Here is a 24,380-nt window from a genome sequence, read left to right on the forward strand (position 1 = left end):
GGTCAATCGTCCCCATGTTTCCAATCCGCCCAACTGCTGTCTGCCGTCTGGGGGCGATAGCGGCGGTCGTAATCTGCGGCGTAAAGGCAGCTTTCCTCAAACCCGTCGCCCGCCAATGCCGGACCCACCAGAATGAGCGCGGTGCGGCTGATGTGCTCTGGCACATCGGCCTGCAGGGTCGCAAGCGTGCTGCGGATGATCTCTTGGTCAGGCCAGCTGGCGCGATAGACCACCGCAACCGGACAATCGGACCCATACTGCGGGGTCAGCGCCGCCACCACATTGGCGAGATTGCCAATGGAAAGGTGAATGGCCAGCGTCGCGCCGGTGGCGGCAAAATTGGCCAGGGTCTCGCCCTCGGGCATCGCAGAGGCGCGGCCGGGCGTGCGTGTCAGCACCACGGATTGCGCCAGCCCCGGCAGGGTCAGCTCGCTGCCAAGCGCCGCTGCAGCGGCGGCAAAGCTGGGCACGCCGGGGGTGACAGAAACTGGGATGCCCTCCGCTTTCAGGCGGCGGATCTGCTCGCCCATAGCGGACCAGACCGAAAGATCGCCTGAATGGAGCCGCGCGACATCCTGCCCGGCGTCATGCGCCGCTTTGCATTCGGCGACAATCGCGTCAAGATCCAAGGGGGCTGTATTCACGATACGTGCGCCGTCAGGACAATGGCGCAGCAGCGCCTCGGGCACCAGTGACCCCGCATAAAGGCAGACCGGGCAGGCGGCAATCAGGTCACGCCCGCGCAGGGTGATCAGATCAGCAGCGCCAGGGCCGGCGCCGATAAAGTGAACGGTCATTTTTCGGTCCTCTGGGCAAGGGCGCATGTCGCCAGCCGATCACCAGAGATATGGCGCTTCGCCATCAAACGCGCGCCTGCACCGGCCGCCGCCAGCGCGCAGGCTTCGGCAACGCTGCCGGTGCCGCGTTTTTCCTGCACTTTTGCGGATTGCGTTGCGGTTGTCATCGCCTGCATGTCAGCGAGTGTGACCAGATGCACCGGCAAGCCAAGCGTCTCGGCCAATTGTTTGAAGCAAAGCGCGCCCGCCTTGTCATCCAAAACGGCAATCGCATCGGCATCGCCGCCTAAACGTTGATAGGCGTCACGCAGGCTGCTCGCGGTTGCCTCCTGCCGAAAACCGAACCCAGCGATGATCATAAGGTGACACTCCATTGAATGATGGGATAGCTGGCTTTCCAGCCCCGTTTGCGCCCCAGTGGTTGGCTTTCGCTTATCTCAATCCGCTGCAGCGTTCCAGCTTTGGCTGCATGCCAGTGCGTCAAAAGCGCTTCGGCTTCCAGTGTGACCCCATTGGCGACAAGCCGCGTGCCTTGGGGCAGCGCCTCCCAGAGATAGTCGAGCATCTCTGCGCTGATGCCGCCGCCGATGAACACCGCGTCGGGCAGGCGCAAGCCCTCTAGGGCCTCGGGCGCAACGCCGGTTGTCACCGTGAGGGGCAGGCCAAAGCGCGCGGCATTCCGGGTTATACGCTCGGCCCGCTCAGCGCTCATTTCGATAGCATCGGCGGTCATGTTTGGCGCGCTCATCAGCCATTCCAGCGCGATAGAGCCTGAACCGCCGCCAATGTCCCAAAGGTGTTCGCCGGGTCTTGGCGCAAGGGCCGAGAGCGTCAGCGCGCGCACTGGGCGCTTGGTGATTTGGCCATCGTGCTCAAACAGCCCGTCTGGCCGCCCGCTGGCCAGCGGCATAACAAGGCCGTCCCCCGCCACCTCAAGACCGACCACGACCGGGTGTTGCACGTCGGTGGGCACATCGGCGGCGGTGCAACGGCGGCAACGTTCGCGCGGCCCGCCCAGCGCTTCGAGAATATGCACCGTGGTTGCGCCAAATCCCGCGCCCTCAAGCCAGGCCGCGAGCGCAGCCACCGCAGGCCCGTCGCGCAGGGTCACAAAGATCTGTGCGCCGGGATAAAGCGCGCTGCGCAATTTGGCAAAGGGGGCGGCATGCAGGCCAAAACAGCGGGTGCGCTCCAGCGGCCAGCCGAGCCGCGCGGCGGCGAGTGACATAGAGCCCGCCGCTGGCAGCGCGCGCCATTCGGAGGGCGCGAGCTCTTGGGTTAATGTGCTGCCCGCGCCGTGCCAAAACGGATCGCCGGAGGCAAGGGCCACAACCCTGCGCCCGCGCAGGGCCATCAGCTGCGCGACCCCCTTGGCATAGGGGACCGGCCATGTGACCAGCTCGGCGTCAAGGGGGGGCAGAAGCGCGATGTGCCGCGCCGCGCCCATGATGATTTCGGCGTTTTTCAAAGCCGCAAGGCTTGCAGGCGGCAGCCCATCCGGGCCATCTTCGCCCAAACCGACGATGGTTAACCAGGGCGTATCAGACATGGCGCAGCATCTCCTCATTCTGGGTGGCACCAGCGAAGCCAGCGCGCTCGCCGCGCGGCTGGCACAGGAAAATGTGCCCGCGATTTTCAGCTATGCGGGCCGCGTGGCGCGCCCGCGCGCACAGCCCCTGCCGACACGACATGGTGGGTTTGGCGGTGTCAAAGGCCTCGCAGCGTTTCTGCGCGATAACGCCATCAGCCATGTGGTCGATGCCACACATCCCTTTGCGGCGCAGATGAGCTGGAATGCCTATCACGCTTGCGCCGAGCTCGGCGTGCCGCTTGCGGCGCTGACCCGGCCGGCGTGGCAGCCCCAAGCGGGCGATATGTGGCAGCAGGTGCCCGATATTCCGGCGGCGGTTGCCGCGCTTAGTGGCCCGGCTGAGCGGATCATGCTGGCGCTGGGCCGGATGCATCTGGCTGCGTTTCAGGGCCAGCCGCAACATCACTATGTGTTGCGCCTGGTGGATGCGCCCGACGCGCCGCCGCCTTTGCCGCATCACACTGTCACCGTGGCGCGCGGGCCGTTTGCCGTGGCCGATGACATTGCGCTGTTTCGGGAGCATGGGATCGACCGTATTGTCTGCAAAAATGCCGGCGGCAGCGGGGCGGAGGCCAAGCTGCATGCCGCGCGGGCACTGGGCCTGCCGGTGGTGATGATCGACCGGCCCGGCCTGCCGCCGCGCGATGAACTGGCAACCCCGGGGGCGGTTATGGACTGGCTGGCGGATCACCCGGCCACCGAACGCGGCGTGTAAACCAGCGGTGCGCCATCGCGCGGGATGATCCGCGTCTGGGAAGACCCCAGCAGCACGACCGTGCGCATATCAGCCATCTCGGCTGTGGCCGCGCTGAGCGGCACAATGCGAATGCTTTGATCAGGGCGCGAGACATTGCGGGCAAAAATCATCGGGCGGTCATCGCCGCAGGCCGCCTGCAGCGTTGCCAGCGCCTTGCCAAAGCCTTCGGGGCGAGATTTTGAGCGCGGGTTGTAAAACGCCATGGCAAAATCTGCCTCCGCCGCAAGGCGCAGGCGCTTTTCGATCAGGGCCCAGGGTTTCATATTGTCCGACAGGTTGATGGCGCAAAAATCATGGCCAAGCGGCGCACCGCAGGCCGCCGCAGCGGCCAGCATGGCGGTGATGCCGGGCAGAACGCGAATATCAAGATCGCGCCAGCCCGGATCGCCATGTTCCACCGCTTCCAGCACCGCAGCAGCCATGGCAAAGACCCCCGGATCACCAGAGGACACCACCACAACGCATGCTCCCTCTTGCGCGAGGCGCAGCGCATGTTCGGAGCGATCGATTTCTACGCGATTGTCCGACGGATGCAGCCGCAGACCCGGGCGCGGCGCAATGCGGGCCACATAGGGGATATAGCCGATAATATCCGTGGCTTGGGCAAGCGCTGCGCTGACCTCGGGTGTGATCAGCGCCTCATCGCCGGGGCCAAGGCCCACCACGGTGACAGATCCGCTCATGGGCGTCGCCCCTGACCATGCACAATGATGATCGAGAAATAGGGCGTTACTTTTTCGGTCGACTCAGAAAGTTTGCAGACGCTCTGCTGCCCCATCGTGGCATATTGCACCAGATAGGCCGCGTCATATTTGCCGCCCGCCTTGAGCGCGCGCACGACCTTGTCAAAATTGGTGCCAATTTTCATGATCACCAGCGCATCGGTGCCGCGGATATGTTTGGTCAACACGTCTTCGCTATGGGTGCCCATCAGCACGGTCAACACGTCATCCCCCCAGGTCACGGGCTGGCCCGTCGCCGTCCAAGCCCCGGACATGCCGGTAATGGCCGGGATCACTTCGACCGGAACCTGGTCTTTGACCCGCGTGTAGATATGCATGAAAGAGCCATAAAAGAACGGATCCCCCTCGCAGAGCACCACAACATCTTCGCCCGCTTTGGCCAGGGCAATCAGATGGGCGGTGATTTCGGCGTAAAAGGCCGAGAGCATTGCGTTATAGCGCGGATCATCCAGCGGAATTTCCGTTGTCACCGGATATTCCATGGCAAATTCCACGGCCTCAGCCGGGATCATACCCTCAACAATGCTGCGCGCCTGACCCTTGCGGCCCGCCTTGCGGAAAAAGGCGATATGCTTGGCATTTCGGATCAGCCGGTCCGATTTGACGCTCATCAGCTCTTGATCGCCGGGGCCGAGCCCCACACCATAAATTGTGCCGGTCATGGTCATTCCTTTCGGCTGGCGATGGCATTGATCGCGGCGACGGTCATGGCCGAGCCGCCCAAACGCCCCTCCACGATCATGCAGGGAACGGGCTGAGCCGCCCAAAGCGCGTCTTTGCTTTCGCGCGCGCCGACAAAGCCGACGGGCAGGCCGATGATCGCGGCCGGGCGCGGGCAGTCGGGATCTTCCAGCATGTTCAAGAGGTGAAAGAGCGCGGTAGGGGCATTGCCAATGGCGACAATCGCACCCTCAAGCCGGTCGCGCCACAGCTCCAGCGCGGCGGCCGAACGGGTATTGCCGATTTCAGCGGCCAGCGCATGGATGCCCTCGGCATGCAGGGTGCAGATCACCTCGTTGTCTGCGGGCAGACGTGGGCGGGTGACGCCGCCTGAAACCATGCGCGCATCACATAAAATGGGCGCGCCATTTTCCATTGCCCGCCGCGCCGTGGCCACCATGCCGGGGGTGAATCTCACGTGCTGCTCCAGCCCGACCATGCCAGCGGCGTGGATCATGCGCACGACCACCTGTTCTTCGTCCGCGTCAAACCGGGCCAGATCCGCTTCGCGCCGGATGGTGGCAAAGCTTTCATCATAAATGGCTTGGCCGTTCTTTTCGTATTCATAGGGCATTAGAGGGCTCCGGTCTCGCTTAGGCGGGTCAGAATTTCGGTATCGGTCAGGCCGCGATCGTCCGGGTCATCCCATGGCAGGCCATCGCGGACAAGATCAAACCTACCGTCGTGCCCCACCAGAGTCGTGCCCGCGCGGCGGGGGTGGGCGCAGCCTTTGGCACAGCCGCTGATATGCAGACGGCCGCCCGGCAACTGCGGCGCTTGGGCCATGCGCCGTGCCAATGCATGTGTTTGCACCGTTGCACTGGCGCAAAACGGCGCGCCGGGGCAGGCATGGAGGCGGCGCAGCGGATCGCTTTCCTGGGTCAGAAGCCCCGGGGGAGGGTCGGCCAAAGGCGCTGCGTCTTCGGTCACGATGAGCCGCCAGGGCGTCACACGCAGCGCGCGGCAGGCGCTTTTCTCGATGAGATCCGCGAGCGCGGCAGCGTTGATCTGCCCAAAAGCGACGCCATAGGCGGTGCCGCCGGGGCTCAGGCCAGCGGCCAAGGGCGCGCGCGGTTTCAAAGGCGCGTCGCCTTGCCATTCGGGCGGAAGCTCTGTGGTGGTCAGGTGCCGCGCCATCCGCTTTGCGTCTTGCCCGCCAGAACCAGCAAACCAATGCGCAAGCGCTATCAGTTGATCAATGGCATTGGCCTCGGTGACCGCGCGCCCTGTGGCGCAACCCTCGGCGCGCAGGATCAGCCCGCTGCCAGCGCGTTCAATCCGAAGGTCAGCAGAGGCGTCGCCCAGCATAGGGGCGGCGTCCGCCTCAATTGAGAAGCCGAACTTGGCTGGCAATGCGGGCAGGTCGGTCAGGCGTGTGATCAACTGTCGGGCCAGCCGTTCGGTCAGGCCGCCCTCGGGCCAATCGGGGGCGACAAGGATATTGCGCCGCGCTTCGATGGCGGGATCGTCTGGCAGCAAATCCAAATCCACCAGTGCGGTCAGCAGCGTGTCATGCTGCGCCGCATCAACGCCGCGCAACTGGATGTTTGCGCGACTGGTGACGTCGATAATGCCCGAGCCATAGCGCTGCGCCAGCCCGCAAAGCCCCAGGGCCTGCGCCCGCGTCAGCCGCGCGAGGATGGGGCGAATGCGCACCACCAGCCCATCGCCGGACAACATTGGCTGATAGGCACCCGGGCACCAGCCTTTGGCGGTCGGGCGACTCATGGGGTTGCGTCCAGCGTGGCGATGATGGAATTGCGGCGGCTCTGCCACACCCCGGCGGCATGGAGCGCGGCAAAGCGGGCCTGCATCGCGGCCAGCGCGCCGGGATTTTCTGATTTGAGGAACTCCACAACCTGCTCATTGCCCAGCGTCGCCTCATGATAGGCGTCAAACAGCGCCGGGTGTACAGCGTCCGCCAGATGGGCGAAGGCGGCCATGTTTTCAAGCGTGGCGGCAATCTCGGCCCCGCCGCGAAACCCGTGGCGCATCATGCCCGACAACCAATCGGGGTTGGTGGCGCGGGCGTGCACGACGCGGGCGACTTCTTCGTCCAGGGCGCGGGCGCGCGGGCGGCTGGGTACGCTGCTGTCCAGATGATAGAGCGCGGCGCTGCCGCCGGTCACGGATTGCGCCGCGGCAAATCCCGCCTCATGGCTGGCATAATCCAGCGACAAGAGAATATCGGTTTCCGGCAGGTCCTGCAGATGAACAAAACTGTCGGCGGCGGCCACACGGTTGCGAATGCCGGCAGCATCCTGACGGGGGTCCTGCTGGTCCAGCGCCCAAGAGGAGGCGTTGAGCCAAGCCTCCCCCGCTTCGGACTGCGCGGCGGGGCCATAATCTGTCAGCTGCCCCATGCCCAGCCCATAGCTGCCCGGCGCTGGGCCATAGACACGTGGGGCGGGGAATGCGCCAAAAAACGGGTTCCAGTCCGCAGCTTCCTCGCGCTCAGAAAGCGCCCGTACGGCTTGCGAAAACAGGGCCGCAAGCCCCGGAAAGACATCGCGGAACAGGCCGGAAACGCGCAGGGTCACATCTATGCGCGGGCGCTCCAGCAAGGATATGGGAAGGATTTCAACGCCCGACACCCGTTCTGATCCGTCATCCCAGACCGGCTTGGCCCCCAGCAGGTGCAGCGCCATGGCGAATTCTTCGCCCGCCGTGCGCATGGTGGCGCTGCCCCAGAGATCCACGATCAGGTTGCGCGGGTAGTCGCCTTCGTCCTGTAGGTGACGGCGCACCAATTCTTCGGCCAGTTTCACGCCCTGCGCATAGGCGGCGCGGCTCGGCACTGCGCGGGGATCGGTGGTGAAGAGGTTGCGCCCGGTGGGCAAAACGTCGGTGCGCCCGCGGTACGGCGAGCCTGCCGGGCCTGCCGGGATTCGCTGCCCCTCAAGCGCGCTGAGCAAGGCGGCACTCTCAGCGGTGGCGGAGGGCGCGGCGTCAAAAGCAGATTGGTTCTGGGGCGGACGGCCAAAGACATGCAGCCCGTCGCCGAACTGGCTTTCTTTGATGTCACAGACAAAGGTGTCGATGCGGGTGATGGCCTCGGCCAAAGTGGTGGCCGCATCCATCCCAAGTTGATCCGCCAGCCCAAGCGCCTCGGCTTCAGCGCGAATGTCATCTTGCAATCGGTCGCGGCGTTTTGGGTCCAGCCCGTCGGCGTTGGAAAACTCATCCAGCAGGTTTTCCAGATGGGCAAAGCGGGCAGGGGCCGCGCTGTTTTTCAGCGGCGGGGGAACATGGCCCAGCGTGAGCGCGCCAATGCGCCGCTTGGCCTGCGCGGCTTCGCCGGGGTCGTTGACAATAAACGGGTAGATGACGGGGAGATCCGCCGTCAGAACCTCGGGCCAGCAGTCGCGCGAGAGGGCAACTGATTTTCCCGGCAGCCATTCCAGCGTGCCATGCGCGCCGACATGTACCAGTGCATGGATGCGTTGCTGTGTGGTGAGCCAAAGATAGAAGGCAACATAGCTGTGGCGCGGGGTGCGCGCGAGGTCATGATAGCTGTCGACCCGGTCGTGTGCTGCGCCGCGTTCGGGCTGTAGGGTGACAGTGATCTTGCCGCGCGTGAGCGCCGCGAATTCAAACGCGCCTTCCCGGCAAAGTGCATCCTCTTCCGGTGCGCCCCAAGCGGTGCGCAGATCTGACTGCAGGGCGTCCGGCAAGGTGGCCAATGCAGCCAAATAGTCGCTGAGCGGCCAGCGGTGCTTGGCAGATTGTAAACCGTCCGCAAGGCGCGGGCCGCTGGGGACGTCATAGCCAGTTTTGGCCAGATCTTGCAAAATCGCGTCGCCACTGGCGAGGGCATCCAGCCCCACGGCATGGGCCATGTTCCAATCCCCGCCGGGATAAGTCGATAAAACACAGGCTATGCGCCTTTTGCGCGATGGCGTTTGCGCCAGCGTGACCCAATGGTCAACCTTGCGCACGCAGGCGCTGATCCGATCTGCCAGCGGACGATGGCCAAAGCGCGCATATTCCAACTGCGCATCTTTCTTGCCAGGCTCCTTAAAGCTGGTGACACCGGCGAACAGCCGCCCGTCCACTTCGGGCAGCACGACGTGCATCGCCAGATCCGCTGGTGCCAGCCCACGGTCGCTGTCTTGCCAGGCTTTTTCGCGGCTTGTGGCCAGCGCGATCTGAAAGACCGGTGCGTTGGTAACATCGAGCGGCGAGGTACCATCAGCGCCTTTACCGGAAAAGGCAGTGGCATTGACGATGGCGGCTGGCGCGAGCGTTTTCAGTGTTTCGGCGATCCAGCGCGCGGCTTTGGGGGCCTTGAGACTTGGCGCATAGATGCCCAAGACCTCATAGCCACTGGCGGTGAACTCCGCGGCCAATGCTTCGATCGGGGCCATGTCAGCCGCGCTGAGGTAGGAGCGATAAAACGTCAAAACAATCAACGGCCTACCGCTCGTCGCCACGGCCTCACACGGGCCAACATCAGGCCGCCAAGCGCCAAAGTCGGGCAGGGCTTTGCTGCCGGCCACAGGTTTTGCCGCCAATCCGGCGGCCAGCGCCAATTGCGCCAGCGCGGCTTGCGCGGCGACCGCGCCGCCGGTGTCACAAAGGTGGGCGAGCCGGGTGAGCGTTGATTTTGGCAGGGTTGAAACGTCATCCAGTCGGGAATCTGGCCGCCCATCGGCAGGCAGCACCGCCAAGGCAACACCCTTGCGGCGCGCGAGATCCTGCACTTGCTGAATGCCATAGGACCAATAGGGCAGCCCGCCAATCAGCCTCACCAATATCGCCTTGGCCCCCTCCAAGGTCTGCTCGACATAGGTGTCGACCGATAGCGGATGTTTCAATGCGGCCAGATTTGCCAGCCGCAAGGACGGCAGCTCGCCCTTGGCGCGATGCCAGCCTGCCGCGAAAGCCCCCAGATCACTGTCAGAAAACGACAGCACCACCAGATCAGCCGGGCTTTGGCCCAGATCCATGGGGGTGTCGGTTTCCTCTAACCCGTGGCTTTCGCGAAAGACGACATGCATCGTGGTTAATCCACCAAGGCGGCGCAGATGGCGTCTGGCTTGATGTCATCGTGCTCGGCAATGACAACAACGCGGCCCCGGCGGCCCTCTTCGGGTTTCCACGGGCGATCAAACTGGTGGCGTACCCGCGCCCCTACGGCTTGTACCAAGAGACGCATGGGTTTGCCTTTAACCGCTGCATAGCCTTTGACGCGCAGGATGTTCTGGTCTTTGGCCAGCCGTTCGATCCGCTCTGCAAAACGGGCGGCATCAACCTGTTCTGGCAGATCAATCACAACGCTTTCAAAATCATCATGTTCGTGATCGTGATGGCCATCGTGATGCGAGGGGCGGGCCTCCATGTCGTCTTCGGCGGCCGCATTCAGGCCTAAAATGACGCGCGGGTCCATCACGCCTTCGGCCACTTCGACCACCGGAATGGGTCGCGGGGATTCCGCGGCGATGACCTCTTTTGCCTTGGCCACGCCGTCCGGGCCAGCCAGATCGGGTTTGGTCAGCAGGATGATATCGGCGCAGGAAATCTGATCTTCAAAGACTTCGGACAAGGGCGTTTCATGATCAATACTGTCATCAGCCTCGCGCTGGGCGTCGACCTTGGCGACATCGGTGGCAAAGCGGCCGGCGGCGACAGCCTCGGCATCGGCCAGCGCGATCACGCCATCCACGGTGATTTTTGATCGGATATCCGGCCAGTCAAAGGCCTTAAGCAGCGGTTTGGGCAGCGCAAGGCCCGACGTCTCGATGATGATATGCTCTGGGCGTGGCTCCAGCGCCATCAGGGCTTCGATGGTGGGGATGAAATCATCAGCGACAGTGCAGCAGATGCAGCCGTTGGCCAGCTCCATGATGTTTTCTGCCGGGCAATCGGGAATGGCGCAGGATTTCAGGATGTCGCCATCCACGCCCACGTCGCCAAATTCATTGACCACAACCGCCAGACGTTTGCCCTGCGGGTTCTGCATCAGGTTGCGCACGAGCGTGGTTTTGCCCGCGCCCAAAAAGCCGGTGATCACAGTGACGGGGAGTTTTTCAAGAGTGCTCATTCAGGGATCTCCAGCGGCGGGATGCGCGCGATACAGTTTTTGCGAAAATGGATGGAACGTTCGCGCCAGGGCACAAGGCCGTTGTCAGTCGCGGCGTATTTAACGATGCCGTCATGCACCAGTTCGGCATCATCGGCGCCGGTGAAATTGCCATAGACATAGGTCCAGCGATCTTTGCCGCCGCGCACCGCCACCGAACAGCCGCTGTCGCAATTGGACAGGCATTCGACAGTTTTGACCGTGACATGGGCGGGCCAATCCCGCTCGATCAGGGCGGCGGCCAATTGTGCGCCGGGGCGCGGACCCTCGATATCGGTCGGTTGCCCCGCGCGGCAGGTCGCACAGACCAGCAGCTCTACGGGCGCGAAAGTCTCGGTCAATTTGTCTCTCCAGCTCGGAGGACAAGGGCGAGTGGGCGGGGACGTGCATACGTTTTCCCGACACCGGAACACCCCGTCCGGTTTCATGTCATATGTGCGGGCAGGTCTCCCGGCTTACGGATCTCAAGGCCTTAGCCTTAGCGCTCATCCAACCTTCCCGGCCATTTGGCCAGTGGTTTTATGGATGACCTTTCCGGTCACGGTCGCGGGGGCGGCTGCGCTTTTGGGGTATCCCCTTGTCGCATTCCCTTTTCACCTGCATTAAAGCAGGAACCAGCCCGTTGGGAATGCGCGATAGGGCGGAGTGAGTCAAGCAAAGAGGAATGCCGCGTGAGCGATAACACTGACCAAAACGCCCGTCATGCCGAGAAAATGAAGAAAATCAAAGCAGCGCGCGACCGGCTGATGGCCACCAAGACCGAAGAAAAAGGTCTGATCATGGTGCACACCGGGCCGGGTAAGGGCAAATCTTCGTCTGGATTCGGCATGATCATGCGCTCGATCTCACATGGGATGCCCTGCGCCGTGGTGCAATTCATCAAAGGCGCGATGGCAACCGGCGAGCGGGACTTTCTGGAAACCCATTTCCCCAAAGAGTGCAAATTCTATGTGTCGGGCGAGGGCTTCACCTGGGAAACCCAAGACCGGGAACGCGACATCGCCAAAGCCGAAGCTGGTTGGGAGTTGGCCAAACAGCTGATCCGGGATGAGAGCAACCGCTTTGTCTTGCTGGATGAAATCAACATCGCCCTGCGCAATGATTATCTGGATATCGACGCGGTGGTGGACTTTCTGCTGACGGAAAAACCCGCGATGACCCATGTCTGCCTGACGGGCCGCAACGCCAAGCCGGAACTGATCGAAGCAGCGGATCTGGTGACAGAAATGACGCTGATAAAACACCCGTTTAGGGATGGCATCAAAGCGCAGAAGGGTGTGGAGTATTAACCGCGTCTTTTGTGCGTATGACCAACTCATTCCGTGCCAATCAATGCGCCAGTAATTAATGAGGCCCCAAATGACCAAAGCCATCATGATCCAAGGCACCGGCAGCAATGTCGGCAAGTCGATGTTGGTTGCAGGACTATGCCGGGCGGCGGTGCGGCGGGGGCTGTCGGTTGCGCCGTTTAAGCCGCAGAATATGTCAAATAACGCGGCGGTCACGGCGGATGGCGGCGAAATCGGGCGTGCGCAGGCCTTGCAGGCCCTTGCGTGTAAAATCCCGTTGACCGTGCATATGAACCCGGTTTTGCTTAAGCCTGAATCTGATGTCGGGGCGCAGGTGGTTGTGCAGGGTAAACGCTTTGTCACCGCCAAAGCCCGCGAATATGCGGCGCTGAAACCACAGCTTTTGGCCAAGGTGTTGGAAAGTTTTGAGCTTCTCAAAGCGCAGCATGATCTGGTGATTGTCGAAGGCGCGGGCAGCCCGGCAGAGGTGAACCTGCGTGCGGGCGATATCGCCAATATGGGGTTTGCCGAGGCCGCAGATGTGCCGGTTGTCTTGGCGGGCGATATCGACCGGGGCGGCGTGATTGCGCAGATCGTGGGTACACAAGCGGTGATCAGCCCCGAGGATGCGGCGCGGGTAAAAGGCTTTGTCATCAACAAGTTTCGCGGCGATCCCAGCCTGTTTGACGACGGCTATGCGCTGATTAGCGCCCACACAGGTTGGCGCGGCTTTGGCGTCTTGCCCTATTTTGACGATGCCTGGCGACTGCCTGCCGAAGACGCGCTGGATCTGCGCAGCAGCGACAAGACCGCGGGGCTGCATATCGTCTGCCTTGGTCTGTCGCGGATTGCGAATTTTGATGATCTTGATCCCTTGGCGCAGGAGCCGGGCGTGCGCCTGACTATGCTGCGCGCCGGGCAAGTGATCCCGGCGGATGCCGATCTGGTGATCCTGCCGGGCAGTAAATCGACACGCGGTGATCTTGCGTTTTTACGGGCGCAGGGCTGGGATGTTGATCTGATGGCGCATGTGCGGCGCGGCGGCCATGTGCTGGGTATTTGCGGAGGCTACCAGATGCTCGGGCAAACCATTGCTGACCCCGACGGCATCGAAGGTGCCGCTGGCACCACCGAAGGGCTGGGCTTGCTGGCTGTCGACACGGCTATGACGGCCGACAAACGCCTGACTGAAGTCGCGGCGCAGCATGTCGCCAGCGGGCAGGGTTTCAGCGGCTATGAAATTCACATTGGCCGCACGCATGGCACAGATTGCACGCGCCCATTTGCCTTGGTGGACGGGCGGGCCGAGGGCGCGCGATCGGCCGATGGGCGCATAGAGGGCAGCTATCTGCACGGGATGTTCGGCGATGACATGTTTCGCGCCGCCTTTCTGGCGCAGCTAGGCGCGGCCCCTTCTGGCGCGCGCTATCAGCAGGGTGTTGAGGCAACATTGGATGCGCTTGCGGCCCATCTTGAGGCGCATCTGGATGTTGCGGGTCTCTTAGCGCTGGCGCGGTAGAGCCGCAGATGGCTTGCCTTGGGCTGGGGCATCGGGAATAGTGCCCAAACCTAGCGGAGCCCACCTAACGTGCGTCAATTGCTGAATTTCCTGCTGGCCCTCTGCGTCAGCGCCACGGTGGCGCAGGCTGATACAAAGGTGTTTGCGGCCGCCAGCCTTAAATCGGCGCTGGATGAGGTGATTGCCGCCTACGGCAAGCCCGTCACGCCGGTCTATGCCAATAGCGCGTCGCTCGCGCGGCAGATCAGTCAGGGCGCGCCAGCGGACGTGTTTATTTCGGCAAATCAGCAATGGATGGATGTGCTGGACGCGCAGAGCCTGCTGGTGCCGGACACCCGCCGCGATCTGCTGGGCAATCGTTTGGTATTGATCGCACATACACCTGTGACGGACTTTGATTGGGCAGCGTTTCCGGCGCAGTTGGCTGAGGCGCGGCTCGCCATGGGGCTGGTTGCGGCGGTGCCCGCTGGCATTTATGGCCGCGAAGCGCTGACCGCCATGGGGATATGGCACGATGTTGCGCCGCGTGTGGTGCAGACCGATCACGTACGCGCGGCCTTGCGGCTTGTGGCTTTGGGGGAGGCGGAATTTGGGCTGGTCTATGCAAGTGATGCGCACGCCAGTGATCGCGTGCATGTGGTTGCTCTGATCGACGCGGCGCGTCACACGCCGATCCGCTATCCGGTGGCCCTGATCAATGCCCGTCCAGAAGCGCAGGATTTTGTGCAGTTTCTGACCGGGGACGCAGCGCGCGACATTTTTGCCGACCATGGGTTTCAAACCGGCGACCTGGCGGCGTCTGGGGGCGCGCAATGAGTGCGTTTGCTGATTTTTTGGAGCCGGAGGGCTGGCAAGCGGTGATCCTCTCGCTCAAAGTGTCGTTTTGGGCCACATTGCTCAGCCTGCCATTGGCCGTCTGGGTGGGATATGTGCTCGCGCGCGGGCAATTCTGGGGCAAACAGCTGCTGAACGGGCTTGTGCATCTGCCATTGATCCTGCCGCCGGTGGTCACGGGATATGTGTTGCTTGTGGTTTTTGGCCGCCGCGCCCCGCTGGGGACCTGGCTAGAAGAGGTTTTTGGCCTTGTCTTGGCGTTTCGCTGGACTGGCGCGGCCCTTGCTGCGGCTGTCATGGCCTTTCCCTTGATGGTGCGCGCCATACGTTTGGCCGTTGAAAACACAGAGCCGGGGCTGGAGGCGGCAGCCGCCACGCTAGGGGCCTCAAAACCCTTTATCTTTGTCACGGTGACACTGCCGTTGATCCTGCCCGGCATCCTGACCGGAGCCATTCTGGGCTTTGCCAAGGCTGTGGGCGAATTTGGCGCGACCATCACATTCGTGTCCAGCATTCCGGGCGAGACGCAAACGCTCCCCTCGGCGATCTATGCCGCTCTTCAGGTGCCGGGCGGCGAAGGGCAGGCCGCGCGACTTGTGATCATGTCGCTTGTGCTGGCGTTGGGGGCCCTGATTATTTCTGAGGTTCTGGCCCATCGCATGGCGCGCAAGAGGACAGCCAGATGAGTTTGCAGGTCGCCTTTCAGCACAGATATCCAGGCACCTCGCTGGATGTCCGCTTTGAAGCCCCGCAGGGGATCACCGCGCTTTTTGGGCCGTCGGGGGTCGGCAAAACCTCTGTCATTAACGTCGTCGCTGGTCTGCTGCGCCCGGATCAGGGCCGCATCGCCTTGGGGGATCGACTGTTCTTCGATCATGCGGCGCGGGTGGATTTGCCCACGCGCAAACGTCGCGTCGGCTATGTCTTTCAGGATCATCGCCTGTTCCCGCATATGACAGTGCTGCAAAACCTGACCTATGGGCGGCGGGCGCAACGTTTGCCGGTTCAGGCCGCTGACATTGATCCGGTGGTGCAAATGCTGGGGCTGGCGCAGCTTTTGCAGCGCATGCCGGAGGCGCTTTCGGGCGGCGAGACACAGCGCGTTGCGATCGGGCGGGCATTGCTCGCAGAGCCAGAGCTGCTCTTGCTTGATGAACCTCTGGCCGCCCTTGATCAGGCGCGGCGACAGGAGATCATGCCCTATCTGGAACGCCTGCGCGATCAGGCCGCAATGCCCATGCTGTATGTCAGCCATTCCGTGTCCGAAGTGGCGCGGCTCGCCACGACGGTGGTGGCCATGAAAGACGGGCGCGTTGCGCGGGTCGGCCCTGTGGCCGAAGTCTTCGCAGATCCGGTGGCCGCTGATGCTTTGGGGGATGCCGCGATGGGGGCCATTCTTAGCGCCCGGGTCGTGGCGCAGCACGCGGACGGGTTGACCGAACTTGCTGCGGCGGGCGGCACACTTTGGCTGCCCTATCCGGATGTGGGCGCACAGCGCAATGTCACCGTTCGGGTGCGCGCACAGGACGTGATGCTCAGCTTGACGCGCCCGAGTGGTATTTCGGCGCTGAATGTGCTGGAAGGGCGCATTCGCAAGCTGCACCGTCGTGAGGCCGGTGGCGTCATGGTTCAATTGCAATGCGGCAACGCGCATTTGCTGGCGCGCATTACCGGGCGCTCTGCCGCAGCAATGGCGCTGAGCGAGGGGGATCAGGTCTTTGCGGTTGTGAAAACCGTGGCCGTCGCCGAAGCCGAGGTCTTTGGCCGCTGACCGCGTGGGTATCACAATTCTTGATTGGTCACGCCGCAGACGCTTGGGCATAAGCCGCCTATGGAATTATGGATCTTTCTCGCGCTGGCCGCAGCGTTTTTTCAAACCCTGCGGTTCATGCTGCAAAAGCACTTAAGTCAGGTCAAACTGTCTGCGTCTGGGGCGACCTTTGCGCGGTTTGTCTATTCTGCGCCCCTCGCGGTCTTGGCGGCGTCGGTCTATCTGGGGGTGCGCGACGTCCCCGTGCCGCTGATGCCTGCCGGGTTTTGGGCCTATGGGTTCGTTGGCGGCATGGCGCAAATCACCGCCACGGTCTGTGTTGTGATGCTGTTTGGCCGCCGCAATTTCGCCGTGGGGCTGACGCTTAAGAAAGTCGAAGTGCTGCTGACAGCCCTGATCGGCTTTGTTTTGTTGGGGGACAAGATTTCGGTTTTTGCCTTGCTTGCCATTCTGATTGGCCTGACCGGGGTGATGGTGCTGTCGGGTAAGATCGAAGGTAACGGCCCCTGGTGGCAGCGGATCGTCAGCCCGAGCGCGGCATTGGGTCTTGCGGCGGGGGCGCTGTTTGGCGTGTCCGGCGTCTGTTATCGCGGCGCCTCGCTGCTGATTGAAAGCGCTGATCCCTTTGAGCGCGCACTTGTCACGCTGGCCGCAGTGACATCGATGCAGTTGGTCAGTATGGCGCTGTGGCTATACCTGCGCGACCGCGCCGAGATTAGCCGCGTCCTCAGCGTCTGGCGCACCGCAGGTTTTGTCGGGCTAACCAGCCTGGCGGGCAGTTTTGGTTGGTTTGCCGCCTTCACGCTGCAAAACGCCGCCTATGTCAAGGCGGTGGGGCAGGTAGAGCTGATCTTTGGGCTGCTTGCGACAACGCTGTTTTTCAAAGAAAAGATTTCTTTGCGCGAATATTTCGGGATCGCGCTGATTGCGGTCAGCGTGATCGTATTGGTTTTGGGCAGCTAAGCCCCCAGGTCATCTTTGCGCGGCGGGCGGCCATTGAGCCGTTTGAAATAACCGGCCTCGTCGTCGTTCTTGAAAAACGGAATGGTTGCAGGCGGGGCAAGATCATGAATGTATCCCGCGATTTCGGCCAGAACCACCTCTGTGATAAACGGCAGGTCAAATTGGCGCGCTTGGGCGAGCGGCACCCATTGCAGATGCGACAGCTCATCGCTGGCGGCGGAAAAATCGTCGATATCCCCGGACAGCGCTGCGGCGTCCAGCAGGAAGAAACGCGCATCAAAACGGCGCGGCCTGCCGGGGGGCGTAATGGCGCGGAACACAAATTGTAGCGCCTCGGCGCTGGGGCGATGCCCGGTCGCGGCATAGTCTGCCCAATCTCGAGGCGGCGTCGACCAGGCGGCTTTGCTGCCAAGCACCAGCCCGGTTTCTTCCCAAAGCTCGCGGATCGCGGCGACGGGCAGGGCGGTGGTGACATCCGGCCGCGTCTCTGGGCGCAGATCCTCTTGCAGCCGGTCCGCACAGCGTTTTTGCAGCGGCGTTTGCAGCGTGATGGCATAATCGTCTGCATCAACGGCCCCGCCGGGGAAGACGAACTTATTCGGCATAAAGGCCGCTTTGGCCCCACGCTGCCCCATCAGCACCTGCGGGTTGTCAAAGCGGTTGCGCAGCACAATTACGGTGGCCGCATCGCGTATCGCGGATTTGTCGACGGTCATCTGCGGCCTCATTTTTCGGATTTCTCCCTAAATCTGCCCCGCGGCGGCGCAATGTTCAAGCCCAGCGGCGTGTGACGTGGCGAAAGATTTCATATTTTTATTTATTTAAAGTCAGTGACTTACAAATTATCGACGCTTTTTTTGCGCGTTGGGCGACGGAAAGCTGTGGCCTCGGCGTTTGACCTTATGAAAACGGGCAGCAAGCCGGTTTTGATCTTAGGCAAAGAAACCGAAAGGAACGACATAATGAAACGTGCAGTAGTGATCTCTGGTGTGACAGCTCTGGCATTGGCGCTGGGCGCAGGTGTGGCGTCGGCGAAGGGCGGCGGCAAAGGCGGCCACCATGGTGCGCGCATCAACTTTGAGCAATTGGATGCCAATGGCGATGGGCAGATCACCAAGGAAGAAATGGCAGCGCACGCCCAGGCGCGCTTTGCCGAAGTGGACACCAATGGCGATGGCATGCTCTCGGCAGAAGAACTGGCCGCCGCGTCCGAGCGCGCCACAGCAGAGCGTACCAAACGTATGATCGAGCGCAAGGATGCCAATGGCGATGGTGTGCTGAGTCTTGAGGAAATGCAGCCGGAAAGTGACCGTGCGGACCGCATGTTTGAGCGGTTGGACACAGACGGTGACGGCGCAATCAGCCAGGCAGAGCTGGACGCTAAAAAGGGTAAGCGCAAAGGCAAACGCGGAGACGCTGACGAAGGCTGATCCCAATCGCTTGCCTCAGGCTTGCGCGCTGATCCCCCGACCAGCGCGCAAGTCGATTGCCTAACCCCTGATTAGTGTTTACTCCGACAGGACGATGGAGATGCCGCGAGACAGCTTTGAGGATGCCAGCGACGACGCCCTGTTGGTGCTTTATGCCAACGGCGATGTTGCGGCTGCGCGCAGTCTGACGGCGCGGCTGACACCCAAAGTGTTTGGCCATGCCTTTCGCATGCTCGGGGATCGCGCCGAGGCGGAGGATATCGCGCAAGAAGCGTTGATCCGCCTTTGGAAACAGGCCCCCAACTGGCGACAGGGGGAGGCCAAGGTGACAACCTGGCTTTATCGTGTTGTTGCCAATCTCTGTACGGACCGACTGCGCCGCACGCGCGGCGTGGCGCTGGATGCGGTGCCAGAGCCCGAAGATGATGCTGTCAGCGCCGCTGAAGCGATGCAAAATCAGGCCCGCACCGATGCGCTGCAATTGGCGCTTAACCAGCTGCCGGAACGGCAGAAACAGGCGGTGATCTTGCGGCATATCGAGGGGCTGGCAAATCCCGAGATTGCCGAGATTATGGATGTGGGTGTTGAAGCGGTCGAAAGTCTGACCGCGCGTGGAAAACGCGCCTTGGCCAAGCTGTTGGCCGGGCGCAAGGATGAATTGGGGTATTCAGATGGCTGACAAAGATCCAATGGACGACATGCTGAACAATCTATTTGAAGAGGCGCGCGGTGCCCCCGATGCCGCCCCTGGCGACGATCTTATGGCGCGGGTCTTGGCAGATGCGATCGCGTTGCAACCGGTCCCGGCTGTTGTGGCAGATCGGCCGCGGCGTAGTTTGATGCGGGCAATTTTTGATGCCGTCGGGGGCTGGCAAGGCACCTCTGGGCTTGTGGCTGCAACCATGGCCAGCGTCTGGATTGGTTTTGCCGGCACGGATACGTTGACCCTTGAAGGGCTTCAGGCTGTGGTCGGCGGCGACACGGACTATTATCTCTCCGATTTGGGCGGGGATTTCAGCTTTACGATTGAGGAAGGGTAAAGGCATGGCGCAAGACAAGATCACACCCCCGCCACGCGCGCCCATGCGGCCCGGCTTGCGCGCCCTGCTGATTGGATCGCTGGCGGTCAACCTGATTGTGCTTGGCCTCGCGCTCGGGGCGGTGTTCGGCCAGAAACAGGGTGGGGATCGCGCGCCACGGGATGCGGATTTCATGGGGGCCTATACCCGCGCGCTGCCGGACGACACCCGGCGCGACATCGGGCGCGCGATCCGGCGGCACCACCGCACGAGCGGCATCAGCCGTGATGCCGCCCGCGCCGCCTATCAAGAGATGCTGAGCCTGATGCGGGCCACACCATTTGACGTTGAAGCGATCAAGGCGCAATTGGATGCCCAAGCACGCGCGTCTTATGACCGGCGCGACGCGGCGCAAGAGATCTGGTTGAAGGCGGTTTCAGAAATGAGCGATGCGGAACGTGCTGTCTATGCTGACGAGATAGAGCGCCTGTTGACTCGGCCAAAATCCGGCAAGCCCGCCCGCAACTGAGGTCGGGCCGGGCGGCTTACGCGGGGAGCGACGCGAACAAGACGCGATCACGCCCGGCGGTTTTGGCGGCATAAAGCGCCTGGTCGGCTTCTTTCATGATTTCATCTGTGCTGCGCGCCAATGTGCCGCCCCCAAGGCTCGCGCCGATGCTGATGGTGACCGGGACCTTTGCGTTGCTGGCGCAAATTTCGATCGGCGAGTCGCGCAGCGCCGCGCACAGACGCCGTGCCGTCTGGGCCGCATCCTTCTGACTGACATCTGGCAGGGCGATCAGGAATTCTTCCCCACCGATCCGCGCCAGCAAATCCACCGCGCGCAGGCTGTTGCGCAGGCGCTGCGCCGTTTCGGTTAACACCACATCGCCGGCGGCATGGCCAAACCTGTCATTCACCGATTTGAAATGGTCGATATCGGCAATGAGCACGGCAAAAAATCGACCGCGATCCTGTGCCTGCTGCGCAATGCGGCTGAGGTGCGGCAGCGCATAGCGCCGGTTGAACAGCCCGGTCAGCGGATCGGTCAGCGCCGCCTGTAGCCCATGCGTGACCGTGTTGCGCAGCCGGTCGGAATAGCGCTTTTGCGCCACCAGCGTCGCAAGGCGCAGTGTGATCTCTTCGGTATCAAACCCGTCTGGCATGATGTCCTGTGCGCCCAGATCCAGCGCGTCGATCATCACTTGCCGGTCCGGGGCCAGCATCACCATCAGGATGCCGCTATAGCGCGATGTGGCGCGCGCGCGTATTTCCGCCAAAAGGCGCAGCGCTGGCGCTGGCTGGCTGGGATCAATGGCAATGACAAAGACATCCGGTGCCGAGTCGCTGGCCAGTTTCTGCAGGACTGACTCCTGTTTTTGGCAGGATATCTGATAGGGAGAGAGCGCTTTCAACTGACTTTGCCAGCGCACACCCAGCGGTTTTTCAGGGACGACCAGCATCACTGACGGGCGTTTGGCAAAGGGATCGGCAGTTTCGGCAAGGCCAAAAGTTTCTTTGGTGCGTTCGCGCAATTGGTATTCTTCGCGGGTTTCGCGGTCGCGCAAGAGGCTGCGCAGACGCGCCAGCAGCACCAAATCGTCAATGGGTCGCGCCAAAACCGCATTGGCACCGGCGCGCAGCGCGGCAATGCGGGTCACGCGGTTTTCCATTGCGGCAAGCACAACAATCGGCAGGTCTCGCGTTTGCGGCGCGGCGCGCAGATCCGTAATGAAACCAAGGGCATCGCCGTCCGAAAGCTGTTCGTTGATCAGGATCATGTCCGGCTTGTCGTGCTTTAGAAGCGTCTCTGCCTCCTGCAGAGTTGCGGCTTGGGAAACCTCGTAAAATGCCCCTGAAAGCCGAACTTTCAAAACGATCCGGTTTGTGGCAATGCTATCAACTATCAGCAGTTTGCCGGGCATCTGACTTGTCCTTGTTAGTGGTTCGAGTCAGCTTGCGTCGTGATGGTTAACAAACCCTTTAGAAAGCAGATCAAAATGTCATTAAATTCTGAGGCCGCAGAAACCATCGGGTTGCAGGCCCTTGGTTGGTTGGCCAGCAATGAGGAGCTGTTGCCGGTTTTTCTTGGGGCCAGCGGTGCGTCGGTCTCGGATCTGAAATCGCAGGCCGGTGATCCGGCTTTTTTGGCGTCTATATTGGATTTTGTCACAATGGATGACGCTTGGGTTGTCGCGTTCTGTGACAGCGCGGGTCTGGATTACGCGCACCCGATGGCCGCGCGACAGGCGCTGCCCGGTGGGGCGCAGGTGAATTGGACCTGAGCTATGGGATTTGAAAAGGCACCAAATCGCGCGTCACAGGTCAGCCTGACAGCTTCGGCAGTGCTGTTTGACAAAGACGGCACTTTGTTTGATTTCAATGCCACCTGGAACGGTTGGACCATTGGCATTATCGACTATTTTTCCGGTGGTGACGCCGATGTTGCATCGCGGATCGCCGCCGCGATTGAATTTGATCTTGGCAGCCGTCAGTTCCTGCCGACGAGCCCGGTGATCGCGGGCACCAACCGCGAGGCTGCGGAGCTGGTGGCTTCGGCCCTGCCGGGGCAAAACGTGGCCGAGATTGAGCAGCACCTTGCCATCAGCGCCAGCCGCGCAGACATTGTGCCCGCCGTGCCGCTTTCGCCCTATCTGAACGATCTCAGGTCACGCGGCCTTAAGCTCGGGGTGATGACCAATGACACAGAAATGGGCGCAAAGGCGCATTTGGAGGCCGCTGGCGTCATCGATCGCTTTGACATGGTGATTGGTCATGACAGCGGCTTTGGGGCCAAGCCGGACGCCGCGCCCCTGCTGGCGTTTGCGCAGCACATGGGGCTGGCGCCGCATGATGTCATCATGGTGGGCGACAGCACCCACGATCTGCTCGCCGGGCGACGGGCAGGCATGAAAACCATTGGCGTATTGACCGGTCTGGCCACCGAAGACACGCTCGCCCCGCTTGCGGATATTGTGCTGCCGCATATCGGGCATATCCCCAGTTTGCTGTAATCTCTGCGTGTTATTTGTGCCCTCTGGGCAAGCGCTTTGTCTGCCAGTAGGCTGAGGAAAAATAACACGACAGGTGCGCGATGACACAAGACCACATGGCGGAAACGGGCGAAGCGCCCATGGCACCACGGGTGTACATGAGCCTTATCGGGGCCTGCGCCGGCTGCGCTGCCTGGCTTTTGGTGCATGTCCTGCCAGATCAGCTGTCTGACCAGCGATTTTTGCTTTGGACGGCAAGCGCAACAGGCGGGTTCTTTACGGTCTTGTTGGCGCTGCTGGGCCCTTTGCGGTTGCGCCACGCGCTTGGCGTGGCCTTGGTACTGGCGTTTTCCGCCGCGGCGCTGCTCTTCTGGCATAGCGCCGGGTTTGAAACGGTGCGGGCACAATTTGACACGGGCCTCGCGCCGCTGGCTTGGGCGCTGATGCTTGTGGTGGGGGCTCCCTTTGGGGCGGCGCTGGTTGACGGACGAGCACAAGATTATGCCTATCTCTTTGATACCGCGTGGAATATTGTCGTGCGCTATGCTGCGGCAGCGCTGTTTGTCGGGCTGTTTTGGGGCGCTCTGTTCTTGTCTGATGCGCTGCTGGGGATCGTCGGGATCACGCTGATTGACGATCTGATTGATCAGGAACCCGTGCCTTATGTGCTCTCTGGTCTGGCGCTGGGGCTGGCGTTGTCGGTGGCGCAGGACATGCGGGCCTATGTCTCCCCTTATCTTCTGCTGCGCCTCCTGCGCCTGTTGATGCCGATGGTGTTGCTGGTCACTGTGGTGTTTCTCTTGGCCTTGCCGCTGCGCGGGCTGAGCGGATTGTTTGGTGATTTTTCTGCGGCGGCGGTTCTGATGGGTATGGCTGTGGTCACGATCACGCTGGTGACATCGGCGCTGGACCGCGATGATATCGACGCGATTGCCAACCGCTGGATGCGGCGTGTTGCGCAAGCCATGGCGCTGTTGCTGCCGGTGCTTGCGGGCCTTGCGCTCTGGGCGATTTGGCTGCGCGTTGCTGACTATGGCTGGAGCCCGGCGCGCATTGCCGCGACCCTCGCCGCGCTGCTGATATCTGGGTATGCGCTGCTTTATGCGATTGCGGTGCTGCGCGGCGCGCGCTGGGCTGACCATATCCGTACGTCCAATATTATGATGGCGGTGATCAGCTTTGCGCTTGCGGCGCTTTGGCTCTCGCCGCTGCTGAATGCGGAACACATCGCATCCCAAAGTCAGTTGGATCGCTACCTTGCCGGCGCGGTGCCCGCAGACGAGGTGCCGGTCTGGGAGTTGCAGCATGACTGGGGACTGGCAGGGCAGGCGGTGGTTGACCAAATAGCCGCGCTGGACGGTGTTGCGCACGCCGAATTGCAGCAAAACACTGAGCGTGCAGCGGAGCTTTCGCGCTGGGAATTTGACAGCGGGCAGGGCGAGCGCGCCGCCTCAGACATGTCCGCAGACTTGGTGCCGCTTGTGGCCGTCTGGCCCGAAGGCCGCCGCCTTGCGCCAGATGCCTTTGCTATGATCTTTCATGCGCAACTCAAGGCGTGGCTAGACCTCTGCGCTTTGCCCGAAGCCCCGCGCTGTTCGCTGGTGTTTGGCCCCTTTGGCCGGGCGGGCGAAGAACGGGCGATTTTTGTGGTCCCCGGCACCACGCATAATGCCGGGGCGTTTGTCATGCACGGCACCGCGGCGGGCGGGTTTGACGGGGCCGGGGTGATCCGCGCGGCGCGCGGGGAGGGTCAGCTGAGCGCTGCGCAGATCCGGCAGTTGGGTGAGGGTGGTTTTCGTATTGGCCCCTCGCGTCAGCAATCGCTGTGGATCGGAGATTTTGAGCTGAGTCCGAGATTTTGAGCGCGTTTGA

26 protein-coding genes and 1 riboswitch are annotated in these 24,380 nt (G+C 62.2%); of the genes, 14 read left to right on the top strand and 12 right to left on the bottom strand.

Annotated elements, in window-relative coordinates:
• Window positions 1-2 precede the first annotated feature (2 nt).
• Genes cobM through cbiE form a run of 3 tightly spaced genes read right to left on the bottom strand, consistent with a single transcriptional unit; the run spans window position 3 to window position 2,346 of the window.
• The gene (gene cobM / locus N6L24_RS00100) at window positions 3-797 is read right to left on the bottom strand and encodes a precorrin-4 C(11)-methyltransferase (RefSeq protein ID WP_271842607.1); all 795 of its coding nucleotides are present in this window, start codon (window positions 795-797) and stop codon (window positions 3-5) included.
• On the bottom strand, window positions 794-1,156 hold the full coding sequence (locus N6L24_RS00105) for a cobalamin biosynthesis protein (RefSeq protein ID WP_271842608.1): 363 nt from the start codon (window positions 1,154-1,156) through the stop codon (window positions 794-796). Before N6L24_RS00105 ends, cobM begins: the two co-directional genes overlap by 4 nt.
• Window positions 1,153-2,346, bottom strand: coding sequence for a precorrin-6y C5,15-methyltransferase (decarboxylating) subunit CbiE (cbiE, locus tag N6L24_RS00110; RefSeq protein WP_271842609.1), 1,194 nt, complete (start codon window positions 2,344-2,346; stop codon window positions 1,153-1,155). Before cbiE ends, N6L24_RS00105 begins: the two co-directional genes overlap by 4 nt.
• On the opposite strand from cbiE, the gene N6L24_RS00115 reads away from it, so the two are divergent.
• Complete coding sequence (locus tag N6L24_RS00115; protein ID WP_271842610.1) at window positions 2,345-3,103, top strand: cobalt-precorrin-6A reductase; 759 nt, start codon at window positions 2,345-2,347, stop codon at window positions 3,101-3,103. The two genes, cbiE and N6L24_RS00115, sit on opposite strands and share 2 nt — an antisense overlap.
• Here N6L24_RS00115 and cobJ read toward each other — a convergent pair.
• From cobJ to N6L24_RS00150, 7 genes are read right to left on the bottom strand one after another with little or no spacing between them, the layout of a single operon-like run.
• Window positions 3,076-3,828, bottom strand: coding sequence for a precorrin-3B C(17)-methyltransferase (gene cobJ / locus N6L24_RS00120; RefSeq protein ID WP_271842611.1), 753 nt, complete (start codon window positions 3,826-3,828; stop codon window positions 3,076-3,078). The two genes, N6L24_RS00115 and cobJ, sit on opposite strands and share 28 nt — an antisense overlap.
• Window positions 3,825-4,550: a precorrin-2 C(20)-methyltransferase gene (gene cobI / locus N6L24_RS00125; RefSeq protein ID WP_271842612.1), complete on the bottom strand. Its 726-nt coding sequence runs from the start codon at window positions 4,548-4,550 to the stop codon at window positions 3,825-3,827. The genes cobJ and cobI overlap by 4 nt, the downstream gene beginning before the upstream one ends.
• Window positions 4,551-4,552: 2 nt before the next feature.
• Entirely contained in the window at window positions 4,553-5,182 is a 630-nt protein-coding gene (locus N6L24_RS00130; protein WP_271842613.1) for a precorrin-8X methylmutase, read from the bottom strand.
• Window positions 5,182-6,336 (bottom strand): cobalamin biosynthesis protein CobG, encoded by a 1,155-nt coding sequence (locus N6L24_RS00135; protein ID WP_271842614.1) that lies wholly within the window; start codon window positions 6,334-6,336, stop codon window positions 5,182-5,184. The genes N6L24_RS00130 and N6L24_RS00135 overlap by 1 nt, the downstream gene beginning before the upstream one ends.
• A complete protein-coding gene (cobN, locus tag N6L24_RS00140) occupies window positions 6,333-9,608 on the bottom strand; it encodes a cobaltochelatase subunit CobN (protein WP_271842615.1) in 3,276 nt (1,091 codons plus the stop codon). Before cobN ends, N6L24_RS00135 begins: the two co-directional genes overlap by 4 nt.
• A gap of 5 nt (window positions 9,609-9,613) precedes the next feature.
• Entirely contained in the window at window positions 9,614-10,651 is a 1,038-nt protein-coding gene (cobW, locus tag N6L24_RS00145; RefSeq protein ID WP_271842616.1) for a cobalamin biosynthesis protein CobW, read from the bottom strand.
• On the bottom strand, window positions 10,648-11,031 hold the full coding sequence (locus N6L24_RS00150) for a DUF1636 domain-containing protein (RefSeq protein ID WP_271842617.1): 384 nt from the start codon (window positions 11,029-11,031) through the stop codon (window positions 10,648-10,650). Before N6L24_RS00150 ends, cobW begins: the two co-directional genes overlap by 4 nt.
• Window positions 11,032-11,113: 82 nt before the next feature.
• Window positions 11,114-11,324: riboswitch (cobalamin riboswitch) on the bottom strand.
• 37 nt (window positions 11,325-11,361) lie between these two features.
• Here N6L24_RS00150 and cobO point away from each other — a divergent pair.
• The 6 genes from cobO (at window position 11,362) to N6L24_RS00180 (ending at window position 17,066) form a co-directional block, all read left to right on the top strand.
• The gene (gene cobO / locus N6L24_RS00155; protein WP_271842618.1) at window positions 11,362-11,979 is read left to right on the top strand and encodes a cob(I)yrinic acid a,c-diamide adenosyltransferase; all 618 of its coding nucleotides are present in this window, start codon (window positions 11,362-11,364) and stop codon (window positions 11,977-11,979) included.
• A 70-nt stretch (window positions 11,980-12,049) separates the two neighbouring features.
• Window positions 12,050-13,498, top strand: coding sequence for a cobyric acid synthase (locus tag N6L24_RS00160; protein WP_271842619.1), 1,449 nt, complete (start codon window positions 12,050-12,052; stop codon window positions 13,496-13,498).
• 69 nt (window positions 13,499-13,567) lie between these two features.
• Window positions 13,568-14,314, top strand: a complete 747-nt coding sequence (gene modA, locus N6L24_RS00165; RefSeq protein WP_271842620.1) for a molybdate ABC transporter substrate-binding protein — start codon at window positions 13,568-13,570, stop codon at window positions 14,312-14,314.
• A complete protein-coding gene (modB, locus tag N6L24_RS00170) occupies window positions 14,311-15,018 on the top strand; it encodes a molybdate ABC transporter permease subunit (protein ID WP_271842621.1) in 708 nt (235 codons plus the stop codon). Before modA ends, modB begins: the two co-directional genes overlap by 4 nt.
• Complete coding sequence (gene modC, locus N6L24_RS00175; protein WP_271842622.1) at window positions 15,015-16,103, top strand: molybdenum ABC transporter ATP-binding protein; 1,089 nt, start codon at window positions 15,015-15,017, stop codon at window positions 16,101-16,103. The genes modB and modC overlap by 4 nt, the downstream gene beginning before the upstream one ends.
• Window positions 16,104-16,163: 60 nt before the next feature.
• The gene (locus tag N6L24_RS00180) at window positions 16,164-17,066 is read left to right on the top strand and encodes a DMT family transporter (protein ID WP_271842623.1); all 903 of its coding nucleotides are present in this window, start codon (window positions 16,164-16,166) and stop codon (window positions 17,064-17,066) included.
• On the opposite strand, the gene N6L24_RS00185 is transcribed toward N6L24_RS00180, so the two are convergent.
• Window positions 17,063-17,782 (bottom strand): NUDIX hydrolase, encoded by a 720-nt coding sequence (locus N6L24_RS00185; protein WP_271842624.1) that lies wholly within the window; start codon window positions 17,780-17,782, stop codon window positions 17,063-17,065. The two genes, N6L24_RS00180 and N6L24_RS00185, sit on opposite strands and share 4 nt — an antisense overlap.
• Before the next feature lie 246 nt (window positions 17,783-18,028).
• Between N6L24_RS00185 and N6L24_RS00190 the strand changes: the two genes are divergently transcribed.
• From N6L24_RS00190 to N6L24_RS00205, 4 genes are all read left to right on the top strand, one after another.
• Entirely contained in the window at window positions 18,029-18,496 is a 468-nt protein-coding gene (locus N6L24_RS00190; protein ID WP_271842625.1) for an EF-hand domain-containing protein, read from the top strand.
• A gap of 94 nt (window positions 18,497-18,590) precedes the next feature.
• A complete protein-coding gene (locus N6L24_RS00195; protein ID WP_271842626.1) occupies window positions 18,591-19,175 on the top strand; it encodes an RNA polymerase sigma factor in 585 nt (194 codons plus the stop codon).
• Window positions 19,168-19,536 (top strand): hypothetical protein, encoded by a 369-nt coding sequence (locus N6L24_RS00200; RefSeq protein ID WP_271842627.1) that lies wholly within the window; start codon window positions 19,168-19,170, stop codon window positions 19,534-19,536. Before N6L24_RS00195 ends, N6L24_RS00200 begins: the two co-directional genes overlap by 8 nt.
• A gap of 4 nt (window positions 19,537-19,540) precedes the next feature.
• Window positions 19,541-20,044: a periplasmic heavy metal sensor gene (locus N6L24_RS00205; protein ID WP_271842628.1), complete on the top strand. Its 504-nt coding sequence runs from the start codon at window positions 19,541-19,543 to the stop codon at window positions 20,042-20,044.
• Window positions 20,045-20,060: 16 nt separating this feature from the next.
• Here N6L24_RS00205 and N6L24_RS00210 read toward each other — a convergent pair whose 3' ends face one another.
• Complete coding sequence (locus N6L24_RS00210) at window positions 20,061-21,440, bottom strand: diguanylate cyclase (protein ID WP_271842629.1); 1,380 nt, start codon at window positions 21,438-21,440, stop codon at window positions 20,061-20,063.
• A gap of 75 nt (window positions 21,441-21,515) precedes the next feature.
• Between N6L24_RS00210 and N6L24_RS00215 the strand changes: the two genes are divergently transcribed.
• The 3 genes from N6L24_RS00215 to N6L24_RS00225 all read left to right on the top strand — a co-directional run bounded on the left by N6L24_RS00215 (window position 21,516) and on the right by N6L24_RS00225 (window position 24,370).
• Window positions 21,516-21,800: a DUF3572 domain-containing protein gene (locus tag N6L24_RS00215; RefSeq protein ID WP_271842630.1), complete on the top strand. Its 285-nt coding sequence runs from the start codon at window positions 21,516-21,518 to the stop codon at window positions 21,798-21,800.
• 3 nt (window positions 21,801-21,803) lie between these two features.
• Window positions 21,804-22,529: an HAD family hydrolase gene (locus N6L24_RS00220; protein WP_271842631.1), complete on the top strand. Its 726-nt coding sequence runs from the start codon at window positions 21,804-21,806 to the stop codon at window positions 22,527-22,529.
• 80 nt (window positions 22,530-22,609) lie between these two features.
• Window positions 22,610-24,370: a DUF4153 domain-containing protein gene (locus N6L24_RS00225; RefSeq protein ID WP_271842632.1), complete on the top strand. Its 1,761-nt coding sequence runs from the start codon at window positions 22,610-22,612 to the stop codon at window positions 24,368-24,370.
• The last annotated feature ends 10 nt before the right edge of the window (window positions 24,371-24,380 follow it).

Origin of the sequence: Cognatishimia sp. SS12, from assembly GCF_028369055.1 — a bacterium.
GTDB lineage: Bacteria > Pseudomonadota > Alphaproteobacteria > Rhodobacterales > Rhodobacteraceae > Cognatishimia.